This is a genomic window from Erythrobacter sp. A6_0 (assembly GCF_017744235.1).
Classification (GTDB): domain Bacteria; phylum Pseudomonadota; class Alphaproteobacteria; order Sphingomonadales; family Sphingomonadaceae; genus Qipengyuania.
In genome coordinates, this window is sequence record NZ_JAGHQR010000002.1 from 471,499 (window position 1) to 498,224 (window position 26,726).

The 26,726-nt window shown below is 64.1% G+C and carries 24 protein-coding genes; 16 read left to right on the forward strand and 8 right to left on the reverse strand.

The genetic code is table 11. The annotated features are described in order from the left end of the window. Positions 1-3 precede the first annotated feature (3 nt). The gene (gene nadA / locus J7347_RS07960) at positions 4-990 is read left to right on the forward strand and encodes a quinolinate synthase NadA (RefSeq protein ID WP_067684220.1); all 987 of its coding nucleotides are present in this window, start codon (positions 4-6) and stop codon (positions 988-990) included. Here nadA and J7347_RS07965 read toward each other — a convergent pair. Both J7347_RS07965 and J7347_RS07970 read right to left on the reverse strand, forming a co-directional pair. Then, a complete protein-coding gene (locus J7347_RS07965) occupies positions 987-1,733 on the reverse strand; it encodes a Brp/Blh family beta-carotene 15,15'-dioxygenase (RefSeq protein ID WP_209161583.1) in 747 nt (248 codons plus the stop codon). The two genes, nadA and J7347_RS07965, sit on opposite strands and share 4 nt — an antisense overlap. 77 nt (positions 1,734-1,810) lie before the next feature. Further along, on the reverse strand, positions 1,811-2,677 hold the full coding sequence (locus tag J7347_RS07970; protein ID WP_209161584.1) for a bacteriorhodopsin: 867 nt from the start codon (positions 2,675-2,677) through the stop codon (positions 1,811-1,813). A gap of 154 nt (positions 2,678-2,831) precedes the next feature. On the opposite strand from J7347_RS07970, the gene J7347_RS07975 reads away from it, so the two are divergent. Continuing rightward, complete coding sequence (locus J7347_RS07975) at positions 2,832-4,196, forward strand: DUF2254 family protein (protein WP_209161585.1); 1,365 nt, start codon at positions 2,832-2,834, stop codon at positions 4,194-4,196. Further along, a complete protein-coding gene (locus J7347_RS07980; protein WP_067684208.1) occupies positions 4,193-5,509 on the forward strand; it encodes a DUF2254 domain-containing protein in 1,317 nt (438 codons plus the stop codon). The genes J7347_RS07975 and J7347_RS07980 overlap by 4 nt, the downstream gene beginning before the upstream one ends. Here J7347_RS07980 and J7347_RS07985 read toward each other — a convergent pair. Continuing rightward, entirely contained in the window at positions 5,506-6,411 is a 906-nt protein-coding gene (locus J7347_RS07985) for a DMT family transporter (protein ID WP_067684205.1), read from the reverse strand. The genes J7347_RS07980 and J7347_RS07985 overlap by 4 nt on opposite strands. A gap of 54 nt (positions 6,412-6,465) precedes the next feature. Here J7347_RS07985 and J7347_RS07990 point away from each other — a divergent pair, with 54 nt between their 5' ends. Then, positions 6,466-7,557 carry an alkene reductase gene (locus J7347_RS07990; RefSeq protein ID WP_067684201.1) on the forward strand — a complete coding sequence of 364 codons (1,092 nt, stop codon included), beginning with the start codon at positions 6,466-6,468 and terminating at the stop codon, positions 7,555-7,557. A 50-nt stretch (positions 7,558-7,607) separates the two neighbouring features. Here the strand turns inward: J7347_RS07990 and J7347_RS07995 are convergent, their stop codons facing one another. Beyond that, positions 7,608-7,916: a hypothetical protein gene (locus tag J7347_RS07995; RefSeq protein ID WP_209161586.1), complete on the reverse strand. Its 309-nt coding sequence runs from the start codon at positions 7,914-7,916 to the stop codon at positions 7,608-7,610. Next, on the reverse strand, positions 7,913-8,584 hold the full coding sequence (lipB, locus tag J7347_RS08000) for a lipoyl(octanoyl) transferase LipB (RefSeq protein ID WP_067684195.1): 672 nt from the start codon (positions 8,582-8,584) through the stop codon (positions 7,913-7,915). Before lipB ends, J7347_RS07995 begins: the two co-directional genes overlap by 4 nt. Before the next feature lie 63 nt (positions 8,585-8,647). Between lipB and J7347_RS08005 the strand changes: the two genes are divergently transcribed. Continuing rightward, on the forward strand, positions 8,648-9,481 hold the full coding sequence (locus J7347_RS08005) for a glycerophosphoryl diester phosphodiesterase membrane domain-containing protein (protein WP_067684192.1): 834 nt from the start codon (positions 8,648-8,650) through the stop codon (positions 9,479-9,481). Positions 9,482-9,496: 15 nt separating this feature from the next. Here J7347_RS08005 and J7347_RS08010 read toward each other — a convergent pair whose 3' ends face one another. Continuing rightward, positions 9,497-10,090 carry a methyltransferase gene (locus J7347_RS08010; protein ID WP_067684257.1) on the reverse strand — a complete coding sequence of 198 codons (594 nt, stop codon included), beginning with the start codon at positions 10,088-10,090 and terminating at the stop codon, positions 9,497-9,499. A 147-nt stretch (positions 10,091-10,237) separates the two neighbouring features. Here J7347_RS08010 and J7347_RS08015 point away from each other — a divergent pair, with 147 nt between their 5' ends. Next, positions 10,238-11,593: an MFS transporter gene (locus J7347_RS08015; protein ID WP_209161587.1), complete on the forward strand. Its 1,356-nt coding sequence runs from the start codon at positions 10,238-10,240 to the stop codon at positions 11,591-11,593. On the opposite strand, the gene arsC is transcribed toward J7347_RS08015, so the two are convergent. Beyond that, on the reverse strand, positions 11,590-11,934 hold the full coding sequence (gene arsC, locus J7347_RS08020) for an arsenate reductase (glutaredoxin) (protein WP_067684187.1): 345 nt from the start codon (positions 11,932-11,934) through the stop codon (positions 11,590-11,592). The two genes, J7347_RS08015 and arsC, sit on opposite strands and share 4 nt — an antisense overlap. A gap of 181 nt (positions 11,935-12,115) precedes the next feature. On the opposite strand from arsC, the gene J7347_RS08025 reads away from it, so the two are divergent. Beyond that, the gene (locus J7347_RS08025; RefSeq protein ID WP_209161588.1) at positions 12,116-14,215 is read left to right on the forward strand and encodes a TonB-dependent siderophore receptor; all 2,100 of its coding nucleotides are present in this window, start codon (positions 12,116-12,118) and stop codon (positions 14,213-14,215) included. A 15-nt stretch (positions 14,216-14,230) separates the two neighbouring features. On the opposite strand, the gene J7347_RS08030 is transcribed toward J7347_RS08025, so the two are convergent. After that, a complete protein-coding gene (locus tag J7347_RS08030) occupies positions 14,231-14,773 on the reverse strand; it encodes a (2Fe-2S)-binding protein (protein ID WP_209161731.1) in 543 nt (180 codons plus the stop codon). 104 nt (positions 14,774-14,877) lie between these two features. On the opposite strand from J7347_RS08030, the gene J7347_RS08035 reads away from it, so the two are divergent. From J7347_RS08035 to J7347_RS08075, 9 genes are all read left to right on the forward strand, one after another. Further along, a complete protein-coding gene (locus J7347_RS08035) occupies positions 14,878-16,251 on the forward strand; it encodes an MATE family efflux transporter (protein ID WP_245173902.1) in 1,374 nt (457 codons plus the stop codon). Positions 16,252-16,319: 68 nt separating this feature from the next. Next, entirely contained in the window at positions 16,320-18,701 is a 2,382-nt protein-coding gene (locus J7347_RS08040; RefSeq protein ID WP_209161589.1) for a chemotaxis protein CheW, read from the forward strand. Continuing rightward, entirely contained in the window at positions 18,698-19,132 is a 435-nt protein-coding gene (locus J7347_RS08045; RefSeq protein ID WP_209161590.1) for a chemotaxis protein CheW, read from the forward strand. The genes J7347_RS08040 and J7347_RS08045 overlap by 4 nt, the downstream gene beginning before the upstream one ends. Positions 19,133-19,218: 86 nt before the next feature. Then, complete coding sequence (locus J7347_RS08050) at positions 19,219-19,584, forward strand: response regulator (RefSeq protein ID WP_067684169.1); 366 nt, start codon at positions 19,219-19,221, stop codon at positions 19,582-19,584. Positions 19,585-19,605: 21 nt separating this feature from the next. Beyond that, positions 19,606-20,760 (forward strand): chemotaxis-specific protein-glutamate methyltransferase CheB, encoded by a 1,155-nt coding sequence (gene cheB / locus J7347_RS08055; protein ID WP_245173903.1) that lies wholly within the window; start codon positions 19,606-19,608, stop codon positions 20,758-20,760. Position 20,761: 1 nt separating this feature from the next. Beyond that, positions 20,762-21,625, forward strand: a complete 864-nt coding sequence (locus tag J7347_RS08060) for a protein-glutamate O-methyltransferase CheR (protein ID WP_209161591.1) — start codon at positions 20,762-20,764, stop codon at positions 21,623-21,625. Positions 21,626-21,829: 204 nt separating this feature from the next. Beyond that, the gene (locus J7347_RS08065) at positions 21,830-23,371 is read left to right on the forward strand and encodes a GGDEF domain-containing phosphodiesterase (RefSeq protein ID WP_067684163.1); all 1,542 of its coding nucleotides are present in this window, start codon (positions 21,830-21,832) and stop codon (positions 23,369-23,371) included. Then, positions 23,368-25,221, forward strand: coding sequence for a HAMP domain-containing methyl-accepting chemotaxis protein (locus tag J7347_RS08070; RefSeq protein ID WP_156502137.1), 1,854 nt, complete (start codon positions 23,368-23,370; stop codon positions 25,219-25,221). Before J7347_RS08065 ends, J7347_RS08070 begins: the two co-directional genes overlap by 4 nt. A 184-nt stretch (positions 25,222-25,405) precedes the next feature. Beyond that, positions 25,406-26,704 carry a methyl-accepting chemotaxis protein gene (locus J7347_RS08075; protein ID WP_245173904.1) on the forward strand — a complete coding sequence of 433 codons (1,299 nt, stop codon included), beginning with the start codon at positions 25,406-25,408 and terminating at the stop codon, positions 26,702-26,704. Positions 26,705-26,726 lie beyond the last annotated feature (22 nt).

Here is a 26,726-nt window from a genome sequence, read left to right on the forward strand (position 1 = left end):
GCCATGACCGCCGAAACCAGCCTGCCGACCGGAACCGACCTGCTTGCCGAGATCGACCGCCTCCGCAAGGAGAAGAACGCGATCATCCTGGCGCATTACTACCAGACCGCGCAGATCCAGGACCTTGCCGATTTCGTCGGCGACAGCCTGGAACTGTCGCGCAAGGCGGCGGAGACCGATGCGGATGTGATCGCGTTCTGCGGCGTCAAGTTCATGGCCGATACCGCCAAGATCCTCAGCCCGGAAAAGATCGTGGTCCTGCCCGACATGGACGCCGGCTGTTCTCTGGAAGACAGCTGCCCGCCGGAAAAGTTCAAGGCTTTCCGCGAGGCGCATCCCGATCACATCGCGCTGACCTACATCAACTGCTCGACCGAGGTGAAGGCGCTCTCCGACGTGATCGTCACCAGTTCCAGCGCGGAAACGATCATCAGTCAGATCCCCGAAGACCAGAAGATCATCTTCGGGCCGGACCGTCACCTGGGCGGATATCTCAGCCGCAAGTTCAACCGCGAAATGCTGCTGTGGCCGGGCGTTTGCATCGTGCACGAAGCCTTCAGCGAGACCGAATTGCTGAAACTGCAGCAGCAATATCCCGGTGCCCCGATCGCCGCGCATCCCGAATGCCCGCCGACGATCATCGACCATGCCGATTATGTCGGATCGACCAGCGGCATCCTGCAATTCGCCAGCACGTTCGAAGGCGACACGCTGATCGTGGCGACCGAGCCGCATATCATCCACCAGATGGAAAAGGCGCTGCCGGACAAGACTTTCATCGGCGCGCCGGGCGCGGACGGTAACTGCTCGTGCAATATCTGCCCCTACATGGCGCTCAACACGCTGGAAAAGCTCTATACCTGCCTGCGCGATCTGGAACCGCGCATCGAGATCGAGGAAGGCCTGCGCCTCAAGGCCAAGCAGAGCCTCGACAAGATGCTCGAAATGGCAAGCGGGACGATCGGCAAGGGCGATCTGGGGAAGATCTAACGCTCCAGTCGCTCGGTCAGCATATGCGGGGTCGCCATGCCGAAGGCGAGCGCGATCGCGATCGACAGTGTCAGATGACCGGTCCAGACCAGCGCGGCGATCCCCAGCGCGCCCAGCGTCGCGATCAATGTCGGCAGCGCGACTGCGCGCCAGACCGTGCTGCGTCCGTAATTCGCGATCTGGCGCTGCTGGACGGGTATCGCATGCGCGGTCAGGAAGATCAGACCGACCGCGAGCACCGGATTGAACACGACCGTGGCGGCCAGCGCGATGACCGCATGGCCGAAACCGCGCAGGCCCCGCACGAGCGCCCATGCCGCCGCGCCCGTTCCCGCCACGCCGAGCAGGGCAAGCACGCGCACGATTAGCACAGGCACGTCGCCGCCCACGATCATGGCGAAGACCTCGCCCGTCTCGCCGGGACGGAACAGCGCGCTGCCGCCCACAGCCAAACCCGCAATAGCGTAGCGGGTCACGGGGTCGAACGCGCAGTCGCTACGGGCGAAATGCCAGGCCGACAGAGCGAGGAACAGTGCGAGCCCGGCGAGCGGCGCGAACAGGAACAGCGCAGCGACGGCGGCTCCCGTCACCAGATAGGCGGCGGCGTGAACCAGTTTGATGCGCGCGATCCCGCCTTCGTTCTCGTCTCCCGCGCCGTGGGCCAGGCCCATCACGAAGAATACGAGCCCCGCCAGTACCGCCCAGCCATCGCCTGCGATCTGCGCAACGACGCCCAGCGTCACTGCCGCCCACGACAAAAGGGCCCCGGCATCGTGCCAGGGCCCCTTCGGTTTGGCTGTGCGGACGCGCCGCAAGCCGGTCAGTCGCCGCGGCTCGACGCCACGCTCGACCCGAGCGGAGAGGTCTCCAGCGCTTCGGCGGCAGGCACATAGCCCTCCAGCGCGCTGCGGCGCAGGACATAGCGGCTGAGGATGATGCCGTAGATCAGCTTGGACGAGATGTCCGCGATCGAGAACAGCAGCTGGCGCACCACCACCACGTCGCCGGTGAAGCCAAGCTGCGGCAGGGCGTAGGCGATGGGATAGAGGCCCCAGGTGGCGAGGAAGTACCACCAGATGTTCTTCGGCCAGGTCTGCAATTGCGCCGGGCTGGTCTGCACGCCGCGCGTGATGACGCCGCGCACTTCCACGATCAGCCACACGAAGAACACGGTCGAAATGACGCCCCAGAGATTGAGACGGCTCCAGTCGCCGGTTTCGCCGAACTGACCGTAAAGGCCGGTCCAGATCATCAGCACGCCGGGAATGATCATCCGCGCCGCACGCTTGTGCAGTTCGGGGCGCGGCAGGCCGAATGCGATGGCAAGCTGCGTCAGCAGGATCGGGACCGTGATGGTCCAGTTGCCGTAGCGGAAGGCATTGGTGAAGCTCGAATTTTCGGCGAGCGGACGGTACATTGTGCCCACCAGCTCGTAGCTTTCCTGCCACAGGCTGAATTCGCGCATCAGGCTGAGCCCGGCAGACGCCATGACCACTGCCGACATGATCGGGACGATGCGATAGCGCGGCGCCAATTGCCACGCCATCGCGAGGAAAAACAGGATGAAGGCGAAATGCGCGCCATAGCTGACCATCAGGATCAGCGAACCGGCCGTGTACTGGCCGGAGGTAAGCGCAACCAGGTTTTCAATACTGCCGAATTGTCCGGCGAGATCGGGAGAGACCATATCTGTGCCCCTTGAAGATTGACGAAACAGGACCGCGTGCCCTTCCCACCGAAAGGCCGCCCCGCTTGGAGGACGAGACACAGGGTATGCGGCAACCAAATCCGCGCTGCGCGGTTAGGTTCCTCGCAAGCGTGCGATAAAAGGGGGCCGGGCTATGCTTTCAGGAAATCCGATTACCGGCCTGTTCGGCTGGATCCTTCACCGTCTGGTGGCGAATTACTGGTTCCTGGCGCTCTGGGCGGTCGTGGCGGCCCCGCTGGTTTTCGGCGCGATCCTGCATTTCGACCGCAACGGGCTGACCGGCTGGATGCTCGACAACGGCCTGTCCCCCGTGACGACGGCGGATGCGGCGAAGGAAACCGCGGGCATCGTCGCCGGGATCGACGCCGCGCTGCTGACCCTTTTCTTCTCGATCTCGCTACTGGTGCTCACGCTCGCGGCGGGCAATCTCGGCGTGAGACTGATCGATCGCTGGCTGAGCAAACGCTTGGTCCAGGTCTCGATCGCAGGGCTGACCTTCACCACGCTGTTCTCGGTCCTGACGCTCGCCGCGATCGATTCCGAGGCCGATCTGGCGCAGACACCGCTGGCGACTATCACGGTGATGCTCGTGCTGCTTGCGATCAATCTGGCCATGCTGGCCGTGGCGCTGCACGATCTGGGTCGCACCATGTTCATCGACAAGGCGATCGACGCGCTGGCCAAAGATGCCCGCACGCCATCGTTCGAGGTCGTCGGCGTCGAACGCTTCACCGGCGAATTCACCCAGCTTCTGCCCGCACCGCGCAGCGGCTATGTCGAAGGCGTCGATCTGGACGAGCTGGAAAAATCGCTGAAGGATCATCCCGGTATCGTCCGCATCTGCGTGGCGCCGGGGCAGCACGTATTGGCGGGGGAACCGGTCGCCGCGCTCGAACATCGGCTCGACAATCCTAAAAGCGTCGTGAAGAGCATTCCCATCGGGCCGTTTCGCAGCAACAGCCAGGGCACCGTCTTCCAGATCCGCCTGTTGGTCGAAATCGCCGCACGCGCCCTGTCGCCCGCCATCAACGATTTCTACACCGCGCTGGCAGCGGCGGATTCGCTGGCCGAAGTGATTGCAGGGCATAGCGGGAACTGGGTCGATGCCGACAAGATACCCGCGCGTGCCCACTGCCCGCAGTTCGAGCTGCCGGGGCAGGACTTTCACGGCCTGTTCGCAGACCCGCTCGCCGCGTTCCGCCAGGCCGCTGCCGATTATCCATCGGTTGCGATCCGTATGACCGACAATTACCGCCGCATCTGTGAACCGCTGTTCGCCCAAGACCCGGACAAGCGCCAGGAGGCTCTGATCGACTTTCTCTACGACGAAGCGAAATCCCTGACCGAACATGCCGCCGCGCGCGCTCAATATCCACGAGATCGCCGCGACATCGAAGCCGCGTTCGAAGGATTCAAGCCGATGCGCATGGCCGGACGGGACGCCGCTGCCACCGACGAGCGAGCAGCCGATACGATCGACGCGGGGCCAGTCGCATGATGGCACGTCTCAAGACGATCTGGCAGAGCATCAATGCAAGCTACTGGTTCCTGCCCGCCGTTTTTTCGCTGCTGGCGCTCGCAGCGGCCACCGCGACTCTGTGGCTCGACCGCAATGGCTGGTCCGATGTGGTCTCCCAGACGAGCTGGCTCCAGCCTGCGCGTCCCGATGGGGCGATCAATATGCTGACCGTGATTGCGGGCACGATGATCGGCGTGGCGTCGACCGTGTTCTCGATCACGATCGCCTCCGTCGCCTATGCCAGCGGCAATTACGGGCCGCGCCTGCTTACCAATTTCATGGAAGATCGCGGCAATCAATTCAGCCTGGCGACCTTCATCGGCACGTTCGTCTATGCGATTACGGTGCTGCGCGCGGTGAGGAAGGCGGAGGAAACGCCGCTCTTCGCGACCGAACCGACCGCCATGTCCGGCTTCGTGCCGCAGATCAGTCTGCTGACGGCATTCGTACTGATGCTGCTGTCGATCGCGGTGCTGGTCTATTTCCTTAATCACGTGCCCGCCTCGATCCGCGTCAACGCCGTGCTGGAAGGGATCGGCGGGCGCCTGCTCAGGGATATCAAGCGCCTGTTTCCCGAAGAAAACCGGGGCGAGCGTGCCTTGAACGCACCCGAAGGCGTGCCGATCATCGCGCACGAGACGGGGTATGTCCAAGCGATCCAGTTCGAAGCGCTCGAACGCATCGCCCGCAAGGAAAACGGCAAGCTCAATCTGGCGGTACGGACGGGCGATTTCGTTCACCCCTCGATCGCGCTCGCCTATTGGTCGGACCTCGACGCGATCGAAGATTGCCCGGACGACGAAGTGCGCGCCTGCTTCGGAACGGGCGCTATGCGCACGCCCTCGCAGGACATGCAGTTCCTGATCGACGAGCTGGTGGAGATCGGGCTGCGCGCCCTGTCGCCCGGCATCAACGATCCCTTCACGGCCATAACCGCCATCCACTGGCTAGGCGCGGCGACCGCCGAACTGGCGCGTCGCAATTTGACGCGCAGTTTCGCCGAGGACGGGGAGGAGCCGCACCTCGTCCTGCTGGATGACGATTTCGAACATTTCCTCGCGCGCGGCTTCGGCGCGATCCGCAGCGGTGTCGCCACCAATCGGATCGCAACGCTCGTCATGTTCGACACGCTGGTAGACGCCACAACGACGCTCGACGACGAGAGCCGCCGCACCGAGATCCGGCGCGAGGGGGAAAGGCTGGTCCGCCAGGCGCGCGAACACCTCGCCGGGCCGGAACTGCTGGCGGTGGAAGCGCGCTATCAGACCTTCATCAATGCGGTGAAGCGCTAGCGCGCGCGGATCGGAACCGCCTTCGCCGTCCGCGCCAGCAGCAGCGCCGCCCCGACCAAAACCATCCCGACGATATCGAGCCCGCCCAAAGTCTCTCCGAACGCGAACCAGCCGACCGCCGCCGCGATCGCTGGCTGGGTCAGCAGCGCCAGACCGATAACGAGCGGCGGGAAGTGACCGAGCGAATAGACCAGCAGACCTTGCCCCACGATCTGGCTCGAAATCGCCAGCGCGACGACCGGCGTCCAATCGCCCGGCCAAACCGGCTCTCCCAACCCGATTGCGATCAGGAGCAGCAGCGGTGCAGCGGTGATGCAGACCAGGAGCAGTACGCTCCACTGCCCGATTTTCGCCCGCGCCTTCTGCGCCGGAAGCAGGTAGAAAGCGTAGCATACCCCAGCAAACAGGCAGAACAGATCGCCGAGCGCGCTCTGTGTCGATATCTCGAGGCTGCGCCCGAGCAATATACCCGCGCCCGCCAGCGCCGCCGTGATGCCCAGTCCTTCACGCCCGGTCGGTGCGCGGCGCAGCGCGATCAGGCCCCACACCATCAGGATCACGCTGCCCGCATTGCCGAATAGTGTCGCATTGCCGAGCCGGGTGCGCTCGATTCCGAGGTGCCAGCTGCCAAGATCCAGCGCGAAGAACACCCCCGCCACCACCGCCAGCAGCGCGACGCGCCGGTCGATCGGATGCCGCGATTTCTCGCGCCAGGCGAACAGCGCGATCAGAGGGATCGGTAGGAACAACCGCCAGAACCCGGCGCTGACCGGGCCAGTATCCGCCAGCCGCACCAGCCACGGCCCCAGCGCCAGCGCCACGTTTCCGCCCAGCAGCGCAACGAAATGCCATGCACCGGGCTGAAAGGCATTCTTGTCCGCCGCGTCGCTTGTGTCGCCCATGACCGGCCCCTAGCTCCCCTGCCAGACATGACCAGCAAAAAGGATTTGGTCCCCATGCACGACACCTTGTTCCAGCCCCTGCGCTTCGGTGCGCTCGAAGCGAAGAACCGCATCTGGATGGCGCCTCTCACGCGCGGCCGTTCGACTCAGCCCGGTTCGATCCCCAACGAGATGATGGCGACCTATTACCGCCAGCGCGCGTCCGCCGGTCTCATCATCAGCGAAGCGACCGGCATCAGCGTGGAAGGCCTAGGCTGGCCCGCCGCGCCGGGTATCTGGAGCGAGGAGCAGACCGAAGGCTGGAAGCAGGTGACGAAGGCCGTCCACGACGAAGGCGGCCAGATCGTGCTCCAGATGTGGCACATGGGCCGCCTGGTCCATCCCGATTTCCTCGGCGGAAAACCTCCCGTTTCCGCCAGCGCCACCAAGGCCCCCGGCCATGCGCACACTTTCGAAGGGCGCAAGGATTACGAAGCGGCCCGCGCGCTCGAAACCGACGAAATTGCGCGCGTGGTCGACGATTATCGCAAGGCCGCCGAAAACGCCAAGAAGGCCGGGTTCGACGGCGTGCAGCTGCACGGCGCGAACGGCTATCTTGTCGATCAATTCCTGCGCGACAGCACCAATTTGCGCGAGGACGAATATGGCGGTAGCGCCGAGAACCGCACGCGTTTTCTGCGCGAAGTACTAGAAGCGTTGGTGGGCGTCTGGGGCGCGGACCGCACCGGGGTGCGCCTGTCCCCCAATGGCGAAACGCAGGGCTGCGACGACAGCAATCCGGCCGAAACCTTCGGCGCGGCGGCTCGCGTGGTCGAGGATCTCGGCCTAGCCTTCCTTGAACTGCGCGAGCCGGGCCCGGAAGGCACGTTCGGCAATACCGACGTGCCGAAGCAGAGCCCGCTGATCCGCGATATCTATTCGGGCGCGCTGGTGCTCAATAGCGATTACAGCGCGGACGAAGCGGTCGCGGATATCGAAGCCGGACGCTGCGACGCGGTCAGCTGGGGGCGGGACTTCATTTCCAACCCCGACCTGCCCGAACGCTTCCGCACCGGCGCGGAGATCGCACCGAACAAGGGCGTGCCGCAATCGTGGTACGGCAAGGGGCCGGAAGGCTATATCGACTACCCGAAACTGGGCGAATAGCCGTATCGCTTCCCCGCCGGGCTTGGCTCGGTGGGGAAGCCCGTTTCGGGCTACTCCGCCTGCTCGACCTCGGCCTCGACCGCCTCTTCCGGTTCGCTGGCCGCATCCGTCTCGACCTCGGTCGAACCTTCCGCCGAAGAGCCCCCCGAGCCCGAACCCGACCCTTGGGACGGCGATTGCGAACGGAGCGTGTCGAGCGGGAGCATCTCGTCGCTGATCGTGCCGCCCAGCACTTCGCCTTCCGCCGTGGCGCGGCCATCGTCTTCGACGGGCGGCGGCGCGCTTTCGCTCTCGCACGCGGCGAGGAAAGCACCGGCCGTCACGAGAGCGGCGAACTTAGCGAGTGGGCGCGTGATCATGGCAGGGAGCACTCTTTTCCTTCCAGCGCGGCGAGGAAATCCGGTCCGCGCGCGAGCAATGCCTCATCCCAAGCCTCGGGCGCAAGCGCGATGCCGAGCGCATCGAGGCTCGTGACGCCGAATTCCTCGATCCCGCACGGCACGATTCCGGTGAAATGCGAGAGATCGGGAGTAAGATTGACGGAAAAGCCGTGCATCGTGACCCAGCGCCGCACGCGCACGCCGATCGCGCCGATCTTGGCCTCGCGCCGGTTCGGATCGTGGCACCAGATGCCGACCCGTCCTTCCGCCCGCCACGCCTCGACGCCGATATCGCCCAAGGTCGCGATCACCCAGCCTTCCAGCGCGTGGACGAAACACCGCACGTCGCGTCCGCGTTTCGTCAGGTCGAGCAGGACGTAGCCGATCCGTTGCCCCGGTCCGTGATAGGTGTAGCGTCCGCCCCGCCCCGCTTCGACCACTTCGAAACGCGGATCGAGCAGTTCGTCTTGCGCGGCACTGGTGCCGGCGGTGTAGACGGGGGGATGCTCCAGCAGCCAGACGAGTTCCGGCGCCTCGCCCGCCGCGATCGCGCGATTGCGCACATCCATTTCTGCAAGCGCATCGCGATAGGGCACTTGCTCGCTTTCGCGACGGATTTCGACGGTTTCGGGCCAGCGATCGGACATCGGCGATTGCGTGGCAATGGCGGGCACGCTTATCAAGGGGAAACGCAAGCCTAAGGATATGGAATGAAACTCGACCTCAGCGCCGCATGGGATGGCGCGATGAAGATGCTGGCAGCCAATCGCGAGATGGTGCTGGTTTTGGCGGGCGTGTTCTTCTTCGTCCCGTATCTCGCCTTCGCGCTCTTTCTACCCGATCCGATGGGCCAGGCGGGCGCTTCCGGGGCGGAGCCCGACATGGATGCGGCGTCCGCAATGATCGTCGCATTCTATGCCGAATACTGGTGGGCGCTTCTGTTGCTCGCTCTGATCCAGGCGATCGGCTCGATCGCCCTGCTGGCGATACTCGGCGATCGCGATCGCCCGACCGTGGGAGATGCGATGGGGCGCGGCCTGCGATTCCTCCCGACCCAGATCGGAGCCCAGATCCTGACTGGATTCGCAATTCTTGCGCCGCCCACCATCGGAGTTGCTTTGGGCGCGGCAATCGGATCGGAAGGGATCGCCGGCCTGCTCGGGCTGCTGATGCTGCCGGTGACGCTCTATCTGCTGGTCAAATTCTCGATGAGTTCGCCAGCGATCGCGATCGAGCGGATCATGAATCCGATCACCGCGCTGGGTCGGTCGTGGCGCCTGACCAAGGGCAACAGCTTCCGGCTGTTCCTGTTCTATCTTCTGCTCGTCGCAGCCTTCACCGTGCTTTCGATGATCGCGACGCTCGTATTCGGCCTCGTCTTTGCGCTGGGCGGCGAGCATGTCGCTTTGATCGGGCAGGCGCTGATCTCTTCGCTCATCAATGTCGGCTTCGCCTGCGTCGCCTATGCGGTGCTCGCATCGCTGCACCGGTGCCTGTCGGGGCCCGCCGCTACCGCGACGGTGCCGACCACGCGGGAGGACTGAGCCGGGCGAGGCCGATCAGTCGTCGGCGCGCTTCCAGCCCCAGAACAGCTTGCAGGGCAGCACGTTCAGCGGTTCGAAACCGCTGTCGATGTGGCGGAAATGGCGCGCCATGAAATCGCGCGCCCGGTCCGAGAACTGATAGACCAGGAACGCTCCGCCGACGCGCAGCACCCGGTGCGTCGCCGCCGCGATGGCGGGGCCGACTCCGTCGGGCAGAGTCGAAAACGGCAGGCCCGAAAGCACGTAATCGGCGTGCTCGTACCCATGTGCCGCGACAATCTCCTCGACATCGGCGGCCGAGCCCAGCACCGCCTGGAAGCGGCTGTCGCGGATCGTCTTCTTCAGATAGTCGATATAAAGCGGATTGGTATCGATCACGATCAGCGCCCCGTCGCGCTTCAGCCGATCGAGCACGGGCTGGCAGAACGTGCCGACGCCCGGGCCGTATTCGACGAACAGATCGCATTCGTCCCACTTCACCGGCGCCAGCATCTTTTCGATGGTGAAGCGCGAGGATGGGATGATCGAACCGACCATCTTGGGATGCTGGAGAAAGCCGCGGAAGAACACGCCCCATTGGCCGAACAGCCGCGCGGCGCGCCGTTTCATATCGCCACGGGGAAGCGCGCGGGCTCCGGAATTGTCGCTCAAAGAATAGACCCTTATCGACGGTCGGGCACGGCCCGGTAGGCGCGCAGCGATACAGTTTCGATGCAGCATTGCAAGCATGGCCCGCCGGGCGTAGCGCCGCAAGCCATGTCCGAAAGCGATCGCGGCCCTTCCGCGGCTCCTCCTCCACCCGCCCTTCCCGGCTCCATCCCCAGGGGGCGGATGGCGCTGCTGTTCATGGTCATGCTGACGACGGCGGCAGGCAACACCGCGATGCAGTCGGTCATGCCCTCCATCGGCACCGCGCTGGGCATCGCGGACGTGTGGATCAGCCTCGCCTATAGCTGGTCGGCCCTGTTGTGGGTGGTCTGCGCCCCGTTCTGGGCGGGCCGGTCGGACCGCAGGGGCCGCAAGGCGATGATGGCGTTGGGCCTTACGGGCTTCGCAATCAGTTTCTCGCTGTGCGGATTGATGCTGTGGCTGGGCCTGTCGGGCTATCTGACCGCGTTCTGGGCGCTGATTCTGTTCGCTGCCGCGCGCAGCCTTTACGGCGGTTTCGGCAGCGCGGCGCCCCCTGCGGTGCAGGCCTATGTCGCCAGCCGCACACCGCGCGCCGAACGCACGCAGGCGCTGTCGCTGATCGCCTCGAGCTTCGGGCTGGGCACGGTGATCGGGCCTGCGCTCGCCCCGCTGATGGTGCTTCCGGGCGTCGGCCTGACCGGTCCCTTCGTGATCTTCGCCCTTATGGGCGTCGCCACGCTGATTGCCCTGCGCCTGCGCCTGCCGAACGACGAACCGCAATTCGCCGCCAAAGGAGGCATGTACGAAACGCCCTATTCCGGCAGCCCGACCGCCGATCCCGTCGAGACTTCGGAAGAGGACGAGGACGAGCCCTATGTCGAGCCGCATAAGCTTCGGTGGTTCGAAGCGCGCTTGCGCCCATGGGTCATAACCGGCCTGATCGGCGGGCATGCCCAGGCGATGGTATTGGGGATCGCAGGCTTTCTCGTGCTCGACCGGCTGGGCCTGCGCGCCACGCCGGACGAAGGGACGGGGCCGATCGGCCTGGTGCTGATGGCGGGCGCGATTGCCACGCTGCTGGCGCAATGGGGCCTGATCCCGCGCTTCAATCTGGGCCCGCGCGCCGCGACGCTGTCGGGCATCGCAATTGCCGCCTTCGGTGTCGCCATGCTGGCCGTGGCAGGCACGATCCACACCATCGCACTTGCCTTTGCGATCGCCTCGCTCGGTTTCGGCCTGTTCCGGCCCGGATCGACCTCGGGCACATCGCTGGCGGTGACGCGCGCCGAACAGGGGCAGGCGTCCGGAATCACCGCCTCGGTCGCAGGAGCGAGCTATATCTACGCGCCCGCGCTCGGCGTTTGGCTATACGGCCATTCGGACTGGCTGGGCTTCGGCCTGATCGTGGCGCTGTGCCTGATCGTGTTCGCTTACGGCTTCTTCGCCCTGCAACAGGACAGCGATCTGACCCGCAACCGTTAGAGGATTTCCAGCACCCGATCCTGCGGCCGGCACAGGCGCACGCCCTTTTCGGTTTCGACCAGCGGGCGTTCTATGAGGATCGGGTCGGCCACCATCGCGGCCAGCACCTCGTCGTCCGAAGCTTGGGGCAGGCCGCGTTCCTCGGCATCGGTACCGCGCAGTCGCAATCCCTCCTGCGGCGAGATCCCGGCATCCTTGTAAAGCTGCGCCAGCTTGGCGGCGGAGGGCGGTTCCTTCAGATATTCGATCACCATCAGTTCGACCTGCGACAGGTTTTCGAGGATCGTGAGCGTCTTGCGCGATGTGCCGCATTTCGGGTTGTGCCAGATCGTCGCGTTCATCGTGTCCTCCTTTAGCGAATGCGCGGTCGGTGTGCTCAGCCGCCTAATCGAGCCAGACGATCACTGAAAGAGCATTCAGCGAAGTTTTCCCGGGAGATTGACAAGACAGCACTTGCAAATGCGAATAGCTCTCAATAGCAGCACCGGCGATCGTTGCAGCTTACAGACGGGATATTCTTTCATGCGGCACTCCGCCCTTCGCTCCGCGCTCCTTCTCGGAACCGCACTCGCGGCATCGCCTGCCCTTGCAGACAGCGCAGACAGCGCGGACGCCGCAGCCCAGCCCGAGCGCACCTACCTCCCTGCCGAAATCGTCGTCAGCGGCAAGCGCGAAGGCTATGGCAATGAGGACGGATCGACCGCCACCAAGACTCCGACGCCGCTGATCGACGTTCCCCAGGGCGTAAGCTTCATCACCGAAGACCAGCTCGAAGATCAGTCGATCCGCCAGCTGAACGAGGCGCTGCGCTATGTCCCCGGCGTCAGCATGGAAAGCGGCGAAGGCCACCGCGACGAAGTGTTCATTCGCGGCCAGGAATCGACCGCCGATTTCTATATCGACGGCCTGCGCGACGACGCGCAATATTACCGCTCGCTCTACAATATCGAGCGAGTTGAAGTGCTGAAGGGCGCCAATGCCCTGATCTTCGGGCGTGGCGCGGGCGGCGGCGCGGTCAATCGCGTATCGAAGACCGCGATGCTCGGGCGTTCGGGTATCGGTGGCCAGGCTTCGGTCGACAATTTCGGCGCCTTCGCCATTCTGGCTGACGCGAACCAGCCGCTCGGCGACAATGTCGCGCTGCGCCTCAACGCGACGTACGAGGAATTCGACAACGATCGCGATTTCTACGAAGGCCGCTTCATCGGAGTCTCGCCGACGCTGACCGCCGCGCTCGGCCCGCAGACCCGCCTCTACGCGACCTACACCTATGACGACGATGCCCGCGTCACCGATCGCGGCGTCCCCTCCCTCGGCGGGCGCCCGCTGATGGGTTATGACGAGACCTTCTTCGGCGATCCCGACTTCAATCGCGCCAGCGCCGAAACGCATATCGGGCGGGTTCGCCTGACGCACGAATTCGCGCCCGGCCTGTCCGCCAACGCCACCGTGCAATACGCCGATTACGACAAGATCTACGCCAACATCGTCCCTTCCGGCACGAACGGCACCACCGTTTCCTTCGGCGGATACGAGGATGCGACCGATCGCGAGAATCTGATCGGCCAGGCTAATCTCGTATGGGAAACCGCAGGCGAAGGCTTCGAATCGACACTGTTGCTCGGCGTCGAGGCGGGCAGCCAGGATACGGTGAACGCGCGTCGGACAGTGTCCTTCGCGTCAGGCAACACTGCTCCGCTGGCCGATGTAATCGCCCTGCCTGCTTTCTCTCTCAACCCGGTTTCGCGCTCGCGCGACAGCCAGCTCGAAACGCTGTCCGCCTATGTGCAGGAACAGTTCGAAATCGGCGGCGTGGTCGAACTCGTCGCGGGGCTGCGCTATGATCGCTTCGATCTCGATACGCGAGACCTGATTTCGGGCGTTCCCGGCAATCGGGTGGACGAAAAGGTGAGCCCGCGCGCCGGGCTGATCGTGAAGCCGAGCGAGCGCGTGTCGGTCTATGCGAGCTATGCGGAAAGCTTCCTGCCGCAGGCCGGCGATCAATTCGTGATCCTGTCGCCCGGCGATGCGCGCTTCGATCCGGAGAAATTCACCAACTACGAGCTCGGCGTCAAAGTCGCGCCGATGAACGATCTCCTCGTCACCGCCGCGATCTTCCGGCTCGACCGCACCAAGACGCAGGCGCCCGATCCCAGCGGGTCCGGCCTGACCGTGCTGGCGGGCGAAAGCCGGGTGGAAGGCTTCGAACTGAGCGCGGTTGGCGAGATCGCGTCCTTCTGGCAGGCCAATATAGGCTACACCTATCTCGACGGCGAATTGCGCAACGACTCCGATTTCGGGACTGCCGGTGCGCGCCTGCAGCAATTGCCCAAGCACCAGATCGCGGCCTGGAACCGCTTCGACCTGACCGAGAAGTTCGGCGTGGGCCTCGGCGTAATTCACCAGTCCGAACAGTTCGCCAGCTTCAGCAACACGGTGGTTCTGCCGAGCTATTGGCGGGTCGATGCCGCCGCCTATCTGACGCTGACCGACCGGATCGGCGTGCAGCTCAACATCGAAAACCTGTTCGACGAGGATTATTATCCCTCCGCGCACGGCAACAACAACATCCAGCCGGGCGATCCCTTCACCACTCGGATCGGCGTACGGTTCGAGATGTAATCGGCGGGCCTCGCGCTAACGCTGAGGCGGCGTCAGCGCAGGTTCCTCCTGCGCCGCATCGGCGGCACCGATACCCGGAGGGGGCGCGGCAGTGACGCGTTCCTGACGGCGCGCGACGCGCCCGGCCCGCTCCATTGCGCGGACCAGGCGCGGATAGACGCCGCAGCGGCAGATGTTCGGGATCGCGGCCTTGATCGCCGCTTCGTCGGGCGCGGGATTATCGGCGAGGAGCGCGGCGGCGGCCATCACGATGCCGGGCGTGCAGAACCCGCACTGGATCGCCTGTTCCGCGACCATTGCTTGCTGCACCGGGTGAGAGCGATCGCGCGAGAGCCCTTCGATCGTGGTGACGAAGCGCCCTTCCGCCTCGGCGATCGTGATCAGGCAGGCACGCAGGGCCTCGCCATCGACATGCACCATGCACGCGCCGCAATCCCCATTGCCGCAGCCATATTTGGTGCCCGTCAGATTGGACGCGTCGCGCAGCGCCCACAACAGGGGCGTATCGGGATGCATCAGATATTCGACCGGTCGGCCGTTCACCGTCATTCGGGACACGCCGCGCTCCTCGTCCTGTAACCCCTTGGCCTTTCGCACGGAGCGCCACGATCGGGCAAGATCGCCGCTTCCCTATCTCCCATGCCCCGGCTAGGCGCCCTTCGATGAAAGATAGGCCCCAAGACACGCGCGGCAAGCTGACGCGCGGAAGCATTCGGGGCCATCTCGTCACCCAGACCACCCCGATGATTATCGGCGTCGCGGCGATCATGTCGATCGGGCTAGTCGATGCCTATTTCATCGGCCAGCTCGGCCGGACCGAGCTGGCGGCGATCTCCTTCATCTTTCCCATCAGCGTCGCGCTCACCAGCATGGGCGTGGGGGTGATGGTGGGCATCAATTCGGTCGTCGCGCGTGCGCTCGGCGAAGGGGATTGGGACAAGGCGGCGCGGCGGGCCAATTTCGGCATGGTCTTCGCGGTCACGGTCGGCGTGGTCCTGGGGCTGACACTGTTCGCGCTGCTCGATCCCCTGTTCGCCCTGATGAATGCGGACGCAGCGACGCTACCCTTCATCCGAACCTATATGCAGCCCTTCGCTCTCGGCTTCCCGCTGCTGATGACGATCATGGGGATCAACGGCACGCTGCGGGGCCAGGGCGAGGCGCGCAAGACCAGTTATATCTCGGTCTGCTACGCGGCGGCGAATTGGGTGCTCGACCCGATCCTGATTACCGGGGCATTCGGTATCGAGGGGCTCGGCATCGTCGGCGCGGCCTATGCCACGCTGATCGGATGGGCCATCGCCATCGTGCTGGGCCTCTATCTGATCCGCAAGACCGACCTTCCCCTCAATCCCGCGCTCATCCGCGAAGGCCGCATCGGCGCGCCGCTCGCCGCGATCGCGCGCGTGGCGGCTCCGGCGGCGTTCTCCAATTCCATCAACCCCATCGGCCTTTCGGTGCTCACCGCGCTCGTCGCGATCGAGGGGCAGGCGGCAGTGGCCGGTTTCGGTGCGGCGGGCCGGTTGCAGAGCTTCGCCACGGTTCCCCTGCTCGCTCTGTCGGGTTCGATCGGGGCCATCGTCGGCCAGAATTGGGGCGCATCGCAGTTCGAGCGCGCGCGGCGCGCCGTCCGCTACGCCTTCGGCTTCTGCATGGTTTACGGGCTTGCCATTGCCCTCGTCCTGTTCGGATTCGGCGAACGTTTCGCCGGTCTGTTCAGCGACGATCCGGCGGTCGTCGCCCAGTTCGACGCGTATTTGGAGATCGCGGTGTGGGGCTATGCCGGGTTCGGCCTGCTGATAACCGCCAACGGTGTCCTGAACGCAGTCGACAAGGCAAGCCTCGCATTGCTCCAGAGCTTCGCGCGTGTCTTCCTCGTCATGATGCCCTTTGCCTGGCTGCTGCGCGGATCGTGGGGCGCCGATGCGATTTACGCGGCAGAACTCGTTGCCAATCTTGCGGGCGGCGCGCTCGGTGCCTTCATCGTGTGGCGCGTGCTGCGCGCCAAGGGCGACAGGAGCGCCGAAGCGGACTGAGCACCCTTACGCTTCGTTAACCATCGACAGGCATAGAGGCAGCCCTACCAAGAGGGGCTTGCTGCGCAATGGACGATCTTCTGGCGGACTTCGTCGCCGAAACCCGCGAAATGCTGGAGGCCAGCGGCGGTGAGATCGTCGCTTGGGAGGCCGATCCCAGCGACCGCGCGCGCCTCGATGCGATCTTCCGCTTCGTCCACACGGTGAAGGGCAATTGCGGATTCTTCGATTTTCCGCGCCTCGAACGGCTGAGCCATGCCGCCGAAGATGCGCTGGCCGAAGTGCGCGGCGAGCGACGCCAGGCCGACAGCGCGCTGGTTTCCGCCGTGCTCGCCATCATCGACCGGATCGGCGAGATGACCGATGCGATCGAAGCCGGGCGGGAGTTTCCCGAAGGCGGCGACGATGCGCTGATCGCGGCACTGGAATATGACGATAGCGAGCCGATGTCGCCATCCGCTCCTCTTGGCACGACTGCCGAAGACGGCGCCGCATCGGATCGCCCCGCGGCCGCCCGTCCGCAAACCGTTCAGCGCTCGATCCGCCTTCCCGTCGATCTTCTGGACGAGGTCATGAAAGGCGTGTCCGACCTCGTCCTGGCGCGCAACGATTTGGCGCGACGCCTGCGCGAAAGCGACAGACAATCGACGCTGGAGCAGCCATTCGAGAGGCTTTCCGCCCTCCTTACCGGCGTACGCGAATCCACGACCCGGATGCGCATGCAGCGTCTGGAACATCTCTTCAGCTCCTTCCCCCGCCTGGTGCGCGACCTTTCCAACGAGCTGGGCAAGCAGGTGATGGTCGATTTCGAAGGCAGCGATGTCGAGCTCGATCGCGAAATGCTCGAAATGGTGCGCGATCCGCTCACTCATATCGTTCGCAACGCCATCGACCACGGGATCGAGAAACCGGTCGAACGCATGATGGCCGGCAAACGCGAGATCGGCATGCTGCGTTTTGCCGCTCGTCAGTCCGGCAACCAGATTTCGCTGGTGATTTCAGACGATGGCAATGGGATCGACACCGATCGCCTTGCCGCCAAGGCTCTGGCTGCTGGCCTTCGCACGGCCGACGAGATCGAAGCCATGGACGAGCGCGCCAAGCTCGACCTCATTTTCGAACCCGGCCTATCCACCGCCGACGAAGTGAGTTCGGTTTCGGGTCGCGGTGTTGGGATGGACGTCGTGCGCGCCAACATCCTCAAGGTCGGCGGATCGATCGATGTTTCGAGCACGCCGCAAAACGGCACGTCCTTTTATCTCAAATTGCCTCTGACGCTTTCGATCATGTCGTCGCTCACGGTGGAAACGCGCGGGCAGATCTTTGCCCTTCCCCGTTCCTTCGTCGACGAGATCGTGTTTGCGCGCACGCACGAGGCGGAACTTGTCCGCGCAGGCGAAAGCCAGCTGCTGACTTATCGGGATAAGCGCATTCCCTGCATCGCGCTTGAGGAAGTACTGTTCGGGCCATCGGCGGAGCCGCTGGACTGGAGCCGCAAGAAGATGCTCGTCATCCGGCTTGCGAGCGACGATGTGTTCGCTCTGGGAGTGGATCAGGTGATCGATCACGAGGACGTGGTGATCAAGCCGATCGCGCCCGTGATCGTCAAAACCGGCCTCTATGCCGGCACCACCCTGCTTGACGATGGGCGACCGATGATGCTGCTCGACATGCCCAGCATCGCTGCCATGCACGGGCTGGTCGCGGAAACGCGCGGCCGTTCGCGCTCCGATCGCGAGGAGGGGGATGTCGCCGAGACCGCTCCCAGCTTCTGTGCCATGCTGTATCGCGGCTTGGATGGACGCCAGCGGGCCGTGCGCCTCGATCTGGTGCGCCGCATCGAAACGATCGCCCGCAGCGCCATCGATATCGAAGGCGGTCGCGCGCAGATCGTAATCGATGATACTCTCGTCCCCCTGGTCGGCCACGAAGCGGGCGAGCTTCCGCCATCGGAATGCCGCCTGCTTCGCCTTTCCGATGGGCATGGCGAGCTGGCGCTGATCGTCACCGAAGTCCTTGACGCGATCGACCTGCCGCAGGAGTTGCGCTCAGCCGAGGGCAATCCCGACTACGAAGGCATCGCTTTGGTCGATGGGCAGCCGATCCCCTTGATCGACGGGCACCGCCTGTTCGCCCGTCACGACCGGCCCGTGAAAGACTGCGCGCAGCCGACATGCCGCTTGCCCCATGATAGCGAATGGGCCCGCACAATTCTCGAACCTCTCGTCGTTGCCGCAGGCTATACCGTGCTGCGCGATGGGGACCAGCGGAGCGATGTCCGCATTCTGATCGACGAGGATCCATCCGCACAGCAAGACGCCGACGCCGCGCTCATTCATCTTCGCAGCAGCCGCGAAGCGAGGGGCGCTGAAGACAATTCGATCTATCGTTACGATCGCGAAGCGCTGCTGAAAGCGCTTGCGAGCCTGCGTCGGGAGAACGCTGCATGAAACGCTTGATGCTCCTCTGCACGATCGCGGGCCGAAAGGCTGCGATACCCACACAGGACGTCAGCTCGGTGATCGAGATCGAAGCCGTCGCCCCCGTTCCGGGCACCCCGCCCCATGTCGCGGGGCTGACCGCTCTTCGCAGCCAGGCCCTGACCGTGATCGATTGCCGGGTTGCGATGGGCTTCGAGAGCGCGGGCGATCCGGTCGGCAGCCGTGCCGCCGTGATCCAGCAGGATGGCCACCTCTATGCCTTGGTGGTCGACGATGCATCCGATGTCGAAGAGGTCGAGAGCGAGGTGGAGCAGATCCGCGGCGGCTTCGGACCCCAGTGGGAAAGAGCGGCGCTGGGTCTGGTGGAAACGCCCGGCGGCCCGGTCGTCGTTCTCGACGTTCCCGCGCTGCTCGGCCTTCGCCAATCCGAGGCGGCTTAAGGCAATGGTTACGGTTGGTTGTTACTAAGAAGGCTCAAGACGAGAAGATCCAATGGCAAACACATGGAAACGCAAGGGCGCCTGAAATGAGAACCTGTCTGGTCGTGGACGATTCGCGCGTGATCCGCAAAGTCTCGCGGCATATTCTCGAATCGCTCGATTTCACCGTCGAAGAGGCGGAGAACGGCAAGCTCGGCCTCGATAAATGCGTCGAAGCGATGCCCGATGTGATCCTGCTCGACTGGAACATGCCGGTGATGACGGGAATCGAATTCATCGTCCATCTGCGCCAAGTGCCCGGCGGCGACAAGCCCAAGGTCGTGTTCTGCACGACCGAGAACGACGTCGCCCATATCCGCGAAGCCATCAGCGCCGGGGCGGACGAATACGTCATGAAGCCCTTCGATCACGAAACCCTGCAGATAAAGCTTCAGCTCGTCGGCATGGCCTGACCGTAGCCTAGAGGATTCGCCATGGCCTCCGTAATACCCACCAGCCAGTCCAGCCATTCCCGCGCCACGCCTTCGCCCAAACGCGTGACCGACGATATGGTGCGCGTCATGCTGGTCGACGATTCGCTGACCGTGCGGACCGTCTTTTCCCGCATGATCCAGCGCGAAGACGATCTCGCGGTCGTCGCCGAAGCGGGCACGGCGGAAAAGGCGCTTTTCGCCCTTCGCAGCACCGAGGTGGACGTAATCCTCCTCGACCTCGAAATGCCCGGCATGGGCGGATTGGAAGCGCTCCCCAAGCTGCTCGAAGCCGCTAAGGGCGCACAAGTTCTCGTCGTGTCGTCCCTGACCGAAGATGGGGCGGAACACACTCTCACCGCTCTGTCGATCGGCGCGGCCGATACGATGCTGAAGCCGCGCCCGGGTGGTTTCAACGACGATTATCGCGATGCGCTGCTGACGAAGATCCGGGCGCTGGGCGGCCGCGATGTCAGCACCGAAACGCTTTCGCCGCGTACCGATCCGGCACCCGCCCCGCGAGCGATCCCGGCGAAGGCGCGCGAATCGCTGCCACCCCATGTCGTCGCCATCGGCGCCTCCACGGGAGGCATCCATGCGCTCAACCTGTTCCTGCGGCAGCTGCCGCACGATTTCGACCTGCCGATCCTGATCACGCAGCATCTGCCGGAAAGCTTTGTTCCGGTGTTCGCACGGCAGATGGAACTCGCGGCTGGACGCGAGGCGGTCCTGGCGGAAGAGGGAACGGCAATCCGTCGCGGCCGGATCGTGATCGCTCCGGGTACGGCGCATATGATCGTCAAGCGGATCGGCCCGGCCTCGGCATCGTGCAGCGGCGTGGTGACGGCACTGGCGCATCATCGCACCGCCAATGGCTGCCTTCCCTCCGTCGATCCGATGTTCGAAAGCATTGCCGAGGTTTACGAGGGGCACGCGGCCGCCGTTCTGCTGTCGGGCATGGGCCGTGACGGTACGAGCGGCGCCGAAGCGATCGCCCGGTCCGGTGGCAGCCTCTATGCCCAGGACGAGGCGAGCTGCGCGGTTTGGGGCATGCCCCGCGCCATAACCGAAGCCGGTCTGGCACGCGCCGTCGCCGAACCCGCAAAGCTCGCCGACGCAGTCGCGCAGTCGGTTCGTGCGCCTGCCGAGCAGGGCTGACATGACCGCCATCGACGCATCCCATCGGATCGTCGCAGACCTCTTGCGGGCGCGTACCGGCCAGCATCTTTCGGACGAGCGCATGTGGCGGGTTCCCTCCGCACTGGCTGGCCTGTTTCGGGCGCGGCGCATTTCCAATGTCGACCAGCTCGTCTGCTTGCTTGCGGAACCCGACGCAGGCGATCTCGCCACCGAGGTCGTCGACGCCCTTCTCAACAACGAGACCTATTTCTTCCGCGACGGCGCCTTCTTCGAACGCCTCTCAAACACGGTCCTTCCGACATTGTTCGAACGGCGTCGCAAGACGAAGCGCATCGCCATCTGGTCGGCCGGCTGTTCGACAGGCCAGGAAGCGCTCTCGCTCGCCATGTTGTTCGCCGACGATCCGGTGCGCTGGCGCGACTGGAAAATCGAGATCGTCGGCACCGATATCTCGACCAAGGCCATCGCCAAAGCGAACAAGGGCCTTTACTCGCAATTCGAAATTCAGCGCGGCATCGACGTACATCGGATGCTGAGGCATTTCGACGAAGGTGCGAACGGGTGGCAGGCGAAATCCGAGCTGCGGGCGCTTACGCGGTTCCAGCAAGCCAACATCCTTGCCGCCCCTCCTTTGGCACACGGTTTCGATCTTGTCCTGTGCCGTAACGTTCTGCTGTATTTCGATGCCGCGACGCGCGCCGAGGCGTTCAAGTGCCTGGCCCGGGGCATGGCACAGGATGGCTGGCTGATGATGGGATCCGGCGAGACAACCATCGGACAGACCGCTCTTTTCGAATCATCGGACGAGGGAGCGAACCTTTATCGTCATTGCGGGGGCGAGCTTTCTTTCAAGGAGCACACCCGTGAAGCGCTGGTCGGCTGACGGGAACGCATCCCAGCCATTTCGCCAACCTGTCGCAAAGCGCTCTTCGGTCTTCCGATCGGACGGTAAATTGCGGCTTAACCTCTTTTTAGCGCCTGACGTTCTAGGGGAATCGATAGCCGTCTTTTGCGGTTGTGCCAGGCGAGGAACCAAGTGAGCAGATCGCAGACCAGGTCCAGGGCCGCGATGGCGAGGGGAGCGGCAGTGCATCGCCCCATCATCTCGATCGTGCCCCTCGCCCTGATCGCTTCGCTGGCGATTGCGACCGCTCTGGCATATGGTTTCGCAATGCATTTTACGCCCGGTGCGGGCCTGCCTGGCTGGATGTTGCTGGCAGGAGGTATCGCGCAGGCATTGATATTGGCCGCCCTGATCCCGCTTACGCTCAGGCATGCCCGCAATTTCGAACTGCTCGCCAAACGCGATGCGCTGACCGGCCTTCCCAATCGCGCCGGGCTGCACGCCGAATTCGCCCAGATAGCCGCTCTTGCGGATGGACAGGAAGAGATCGCGCTCGCCCTCATAGATCTGGATGGGTTCATGGCGATCAATGATCGCCACGGGCACTCGATGGGCGACAAGGCAATCTGCGAGACCGCGAAGATTCTCGTCGATCTATGCGGCGAGGAAGCCCGAATCTATCGCCTCGGGGGAGACGAGTTCGCACTTGCCAAGGCCGGCCCCCTCGCCGCGACGCTTCTGGAAGGAATGGCGCGCAAGATCATCGAACGCTTGTCGAAGCCGCTTTGCGTCGATGGCACGCGCCTGACCGTCGGTGCCAGTATCGGTCTTGCGCGCATGAGCGCATCTGACGATGCGTCCAGCTCGGAAATGCTTCGCCGCGCCGATGTTGCGATGTACGAATCCAAGCGCGGCGGGAAGGCGCGCTGCACCTGGTTCGATACGCAATCCGACGTGTACCGCGAAGCGACCCGAGTCATGGAAGAGGAATTGCGCGGCGCTCTGGCGCGCGAACAGTTCCGCCTGCATTATCAGCCGCTGGTCGATTGCGGCACGCAGCGGATCGTCGGCGTCGAGGCGCTGCTACGCTGGAACCGCCCCGATGGAGCCCAAATCCCGACCGGTCAATTCGTCGCCGTCGCCGAACAGTCGGGGCTGATCGATCCGCTCGGCCTTTGGGTGCTGCGCCGGGCCTGTGTCGATGCACTCGACTGGAACGGCATCAAACTGTCCGTGAACCTCTCGCCGGTACAGCTGAAAAATCCGGAATTCCCGATCCAGCTCGGCCACATCCTCGAAGAAACCGGCTTCGCGCCGGAGCGGCTGGAACTGGAGATCACGGAGAATTGCCTCGTCGTCAATCCACTGATCGCGGAACGCTGCCTGGCTATGATCCATGGGTTCGGCGTTAATATCGTGCTCGACGATTTCGGCACCGGTTACGCCTCGATCGGGTTCCTGCGCCGCTTCCGCTTCGAAAAGCTGAAGATCGACCGCAGCCTCGTCACCCAGGCGGATACCGATGATGCCAGCCGGGCCATGATGCTGTCTTCGATTACCGTCGCGCGGGCCATGAAGATGGATGTGACGGCGGAAGGCGTCGAAACCCTGGAGCAGGCCGAGATGGTACGCGCTGCGGGCTGCGATCAGATCCAGGGCTGGCTTTATTTCAAGGCCATGCCCGCCGAAGCGATCCCGCAGCATCTCGACAGAGTCGCACAGATCACGCCCCCCGCCCGTTCCGAACCCGAACCGATCGGTTCTCTCGAAAGCAAGGTTGCATGAGCGCTTTAATGGACATGGTCGGCAATCCGATACCGGAAGAAGAAGTCTCTCCTCCGCAAGAGCTCGCCACCGATTTCGGGCATGCAACGCGCAGTGGGCCTTTCGCCCGTTTCAAGGACGCCCTGGACGAGCGGTACCGGCGACTAACGGTTGCGCAGAAGATCGGCCAACTGACCCTGGCCAGCGCTGCCGCCATCATGCTGACCATCGCCATGATGGTCGTTGCAGCGACCGTCGCCCTCGACATGCGCGACAGCCGAACGGCGTTCTCCGCCACCCATGTAGCCGCGATCGAGATCGAAAGAAGCGTCGAACAGGCGCGGCTATACGGTCAGCGTTTCGCGATCAGCGGTTCGCCCGAAGACATGGGGCGCGCCCGGACCGCCCTGGATGGCGCAGAAGAGGATCTCGTCATAGTGCGTGAGGTCGCCGAACGTTACGGCAGCGGCCAGATCTCCGCGATCGCCGATCTGACCGACCATATCGAGAGATACAAAGGCGAGCTGTCGGCTCTGGAAGCGGCATATGATCGCGATGGAACGGGCAATCTGACCCAAGCGCGCGCAGAAGACATTTTCAGGAGCGGCGAAGGTCTTATCGCCGAAGCGCAAACAATTCGCGATGCCCTGACCGCCCAGATGCACCAGTTGGACGGCCAATCCGCCGCCGTCATCAATTGGCTTGCAATCGGTTTTGTCGTCATCGTCGCCTTAGCGTTCGGTCTGATTTTCACAACGTCGCGTACAGTCACCAAGGACATGTCCGGCGCACTGACACGCCTGACCCAGACCGGCCTCGAATTGTCCAAGGGCAATCTGACGGTCTCGATACCGGGATTGCACCGCAAGGATGAAATCGGCCAGATGGCCCGATCGATGAAGCTATTCGCTCGCGCGGCGCGGAAGTTCGAAGTCGCGAAGCAGAAGGAAGCAGAACGCGCCAAGCTGCAACTTGCCGAACGCGCCGACCTGGAGCGCGAGCGTGAAGAGGCTCGTGCGCAGAAGGAAAAGGCGCTGCTCGACCTTGCGAAGACCTTCGAGGCCACGGTGGGCCAAGTGGTCGGCAGTGTAGCTGCTGCCGTCGGGCAGTTGCAGACGACCGCCGATCACATGGCGAACGCCGCCGACCGATCGACCGATCGGACCGGAAAGGTCGTGGGCGAAATGGATCGCGCCGCCAACGGAGTCGTCGCCGCTGCCGCAGCGTCCGATGAATTCGCGCTCTCCATCGGCGAGATCGGACGTCAGGCCGGCCAGTCGGCCGAACTCGCCCGCACTGCCGCTCGCGCCGCAGAACAGGCGGACGGAACCATCTCGAACCTGTCCGTCTCCGCGAACGAGGTCGGCCAGGTCGTCGAGCTCATTCAATCGATCGCACGACGCACCAATCTGCTTGCACTCAACGCATCGATAGAAGCGGCCCGCGGAGGCGAGGCCGGGCGTGGATTTGCCGTGGTCGCGAGCGAAGTGAAGGAACTCGCCTCGCAGACCAGTCGCGCGACCCAGAGTATCGCCGATCAGATCCGCGCGATGCAGGACAGCACCACTGCCAGCGTCGCCGCCCTGCGATCAATCGCCGGGCAAATTTCCCAGATGGAAACCAGCGCGGTTTCCATCGCCACTGCGGTCGATCAACAGACTCTCGCCGGGCAGGAACTGGCGCGCAATATCGACATCGCCGCTCGAGGTACCGATGCCGTGTCCGGCCTGGTCGGCGAGGTTCGCGAAACTTCGCTGGCGACCGGCAACGCGGCCGCGCAGGTTCTCGCTTCGGCCAACGAACTGGAAGGCCAGGCCAACATGCTGCGCGGCAAGGTCGATCACTTCCTGGCACAGGTGCGCGCCGGATAGGAAATCTTAACCCAGCCGATTTAGTAAAATACGTAAATCGGCTTGGAGAGATATGTTCATGAACGCGTATTCGACAGTGCATCTCCCCGCCCAATCTCCCGACGACGCTCTGCAGACAAGCATCGATCCAAGCTTGCAGTCGGATTGTCTGCAAGGCCAAGAGTCCGCGCTTTCCTCGTGGTTCTTGCGAAAGTCTCTGATTGGACAGGCGCGCATAGCAGCGCTTTTCATGGTGGCCGGGCTGGTGATCGTCGCCAGCATCGATCTGCTCGCGCTCAACTTCCCTTCGATGGCTACGGTCGCCCAGCCGCTAATCCTGATCGTAGCTGCAATCTGCTGTATTCTGGGATTCGTGGCCCTGCGTTTCATCGAACGGCGGATCATCGAACCCTTGGAAGACCTTTCGAGCGATCTTGCCCGAATGGCCGCAGGCGAGGCGGACGTCCGGCCCTGGCATACTGGACGGGCCGACATTATCGGCGACATCGCGCGATCGCTGGAAGCCTTTCGCGTCTCGCGCGAACAGCTGGACCAGCTGATCGAAGCGCGCGCCCGATCGGATGCCGAGCGCGAGAGCGAACACATCGAGGCAGACGCGCTCGCCGAACGCATTCGGCAGGAAACGATCGACGGATTACTGCTCCAATTCCAGTCCTCCATCGGCCACGTCGTGCAGGGGGTCGCCTCCGCATCTTCCCAATTGCAATCGACCGCGCGCGAAATGGCCGAAACTCTCGACGAGACCATTCTTCACACCGATCAGGTCGCCCAATCGATGACCAACTCCCGCAGCGGAACCACTGCCGCCGCGGCCGCATCGGACGAATTTGCGATGTCGATCGGCGAGATCAGTCGCCAGGCGGCCAGTTCCGCCGATCTGGCTCGCGAGGCGAGCCTTGCGGCAGGGCAAGCGGACCAGACCGTTTCGAACCTGCTGTCGTCCGCCGATCAGATCGGCCAGATCGTCGAGCTGATCCAGACGATCGCGCGCCGCACCAATCTGCTCGCCCTCAACGCGTCGATCGAGGCGGCGCGCGGCGGCGAGGCGGGACGCGGTTTTGCCGTGGTGGCGAGCGAGGTCAAGGAACTGGCCTCGCAAACGAGCCGCGCGACGGAAGATGTCGCTGCCCAAATTCGCGAAATGCAGGATTCGACCGGCGAAAGCGTGGCAGCGCTGCGAACGATCAACGGTCAGATCAAGCAGCTGGAATCTAGCGCGGTCTCGATCGCGACGGCGGTCGATCAGCAGACGCTCGCAGGCCAGGATCTGGCGCGCAGCATCGATCTGGCGGCGCGCGGTGCGGACGAGACATGCGACCATATCGAGCGCGTCCGCGCTACCGCCGCCGCCCATGGCAGCGCTGCGGGCCAGGTTCTGAACTCGGCCACCGAGCTGGAAAGCCAGGCGAGCACGCTGACCAGCAAGGTGGATGGCCTGATCGCCCAAATCAGAGCGAGCGAGGGGAAGCGGGCCGCAGCCTAGGCGTTCCCCTCAGCCGTCCCCC

Coding starts and splice junctions, on each gene's coding strand:
- nadA (WP_067684220.1), top strand. CDS start 4: ATGACCGCCGAAACCAGCCTGCCGACCGGAACCGACCTGCTTGCCGAG.
- J7347_RS07970 (WP_209161584.1), bottom strand. CDS start 2,677: ATGGTCTCTCCCGATCTCGCCGGACAATTCGGCAGTATTGAAAACCTG.
- J7347_RS07975 (WP_209161585.1), top strand. CDS start 2,832: ATGCTTTCAGGAAATCCGATTACCGGCCTGTTCGGCTGGATCCTTCAC.
- J7347_RS07980 (WP_067684208.1), top strand. CDS start 4,193: ATGATGGCACGTCTCAAGACGATCTGGCAGAGCATCAATGCAAGCTAC.
- J7347_RS07985 (WP_067684205.1), bottom strand. CDS start 6,411: ATGGGCGACACAAGCGACGCGGCGGACAAGAATGCCTTTCAGCCCGGT.
- J7347_RS07990 (WP_067684201.1), top strand. CDS start 6,466: ATGCACGACACCTTGTTCCAGCCCCTGCGCTTCGGTGCGCTCGAAGCG.
- J7347_RS07995 (WP_209161586.1), bottom strand. CDS start 7,916: ATGATCACGCGCCCACTCGCTAAGTTCGCCGCTCTCGTGACGGCCGGT.
- lipB (WP_067684195.1), bottom strand. CDS start 8,584: ATGTCCGATCGCTGGCCCGAAACCGTCGAAATCCGTCGCGAAAGCGAG.
- J7347_RS08005 (WP_067684192.1), top strand. CDS start 8,648: ATGAAACTCGACCTCAGCGCCGCATGGGATGGCGCGATGAAGATGCTG.
- J7347_RS08010 (WP_067684257.1), bottom strand. CDS start 10,090: ATGAAACGGCGCGCCGCGCGGCTGTTCGGCCAATGGGGCGTGTTCTTC.
- J7347_RS08015 (WP_209161587.1), top strand. CDS start 10,238: ATGTCCGAAAGCGATCGCGGCCCTTCCGCGGCTCCTCCTCCACCCGCC.
- arsC (WP_067684187.1), bottom strand. CDS start 11,934: ATGAACGCGACGATCTGGCACAACCCGAAATGCGGCACATCGCGCAAG.
- J7347_RS08025 (WP_209161588.1), top strand. CDS start 12,116: ATGCGGCACTCCGCCCTTCGCTCCGCGCTCCTTCTCGGAACCGCACTC.
- J7347_RS08035 (WP_245173902.1), top strand. CDS start 14,878: ATGAAAGATAGGCCCCAAGACACGCGCGGCAAGCTGACGCGCGGAAGC.
- J7347_RS08040 (WP_209161589.1), top strand. CDS start 16,320: ATGGACGATCTTCTGGCGGACTTCGTCGCCGAAACCCGCGAAATGCTG.
- J7347_RS08045 (WP_209161590.1), top strand. CDS start 18,698: ATGAAACGCTTGATGCTCCTCTGCACGATCGCGGGCCGAAAGGCTGCG.
- J7347_RS08050 (WP_067684169.1), top strand. CDS start 19,219: ATGAGAACCTGTCTGGTCGTGGACGATTCGCGCGTGATCCGCAAAGTC.
- cheB (WP_245173903.1), top strand. CDS start 19,606: ATGGCCTCCGTAATACCCACCAGCCAGTCCAGCCATTCCCGCGCCACG.
- J7347_RS08060 (WP_209161591.1), top strand. CDS start 20,762: ATGACCGCCATCGACGCATCCCATCGGATCGTCGCAGACCTCTTGCGG.
- J7347_RS08070 (WP_156502137.1), top strand. CDS start 23,368: ATGAGCGCTTTAATGGACATGGTCGGCAATCCGATACCGGAAGAAGAA.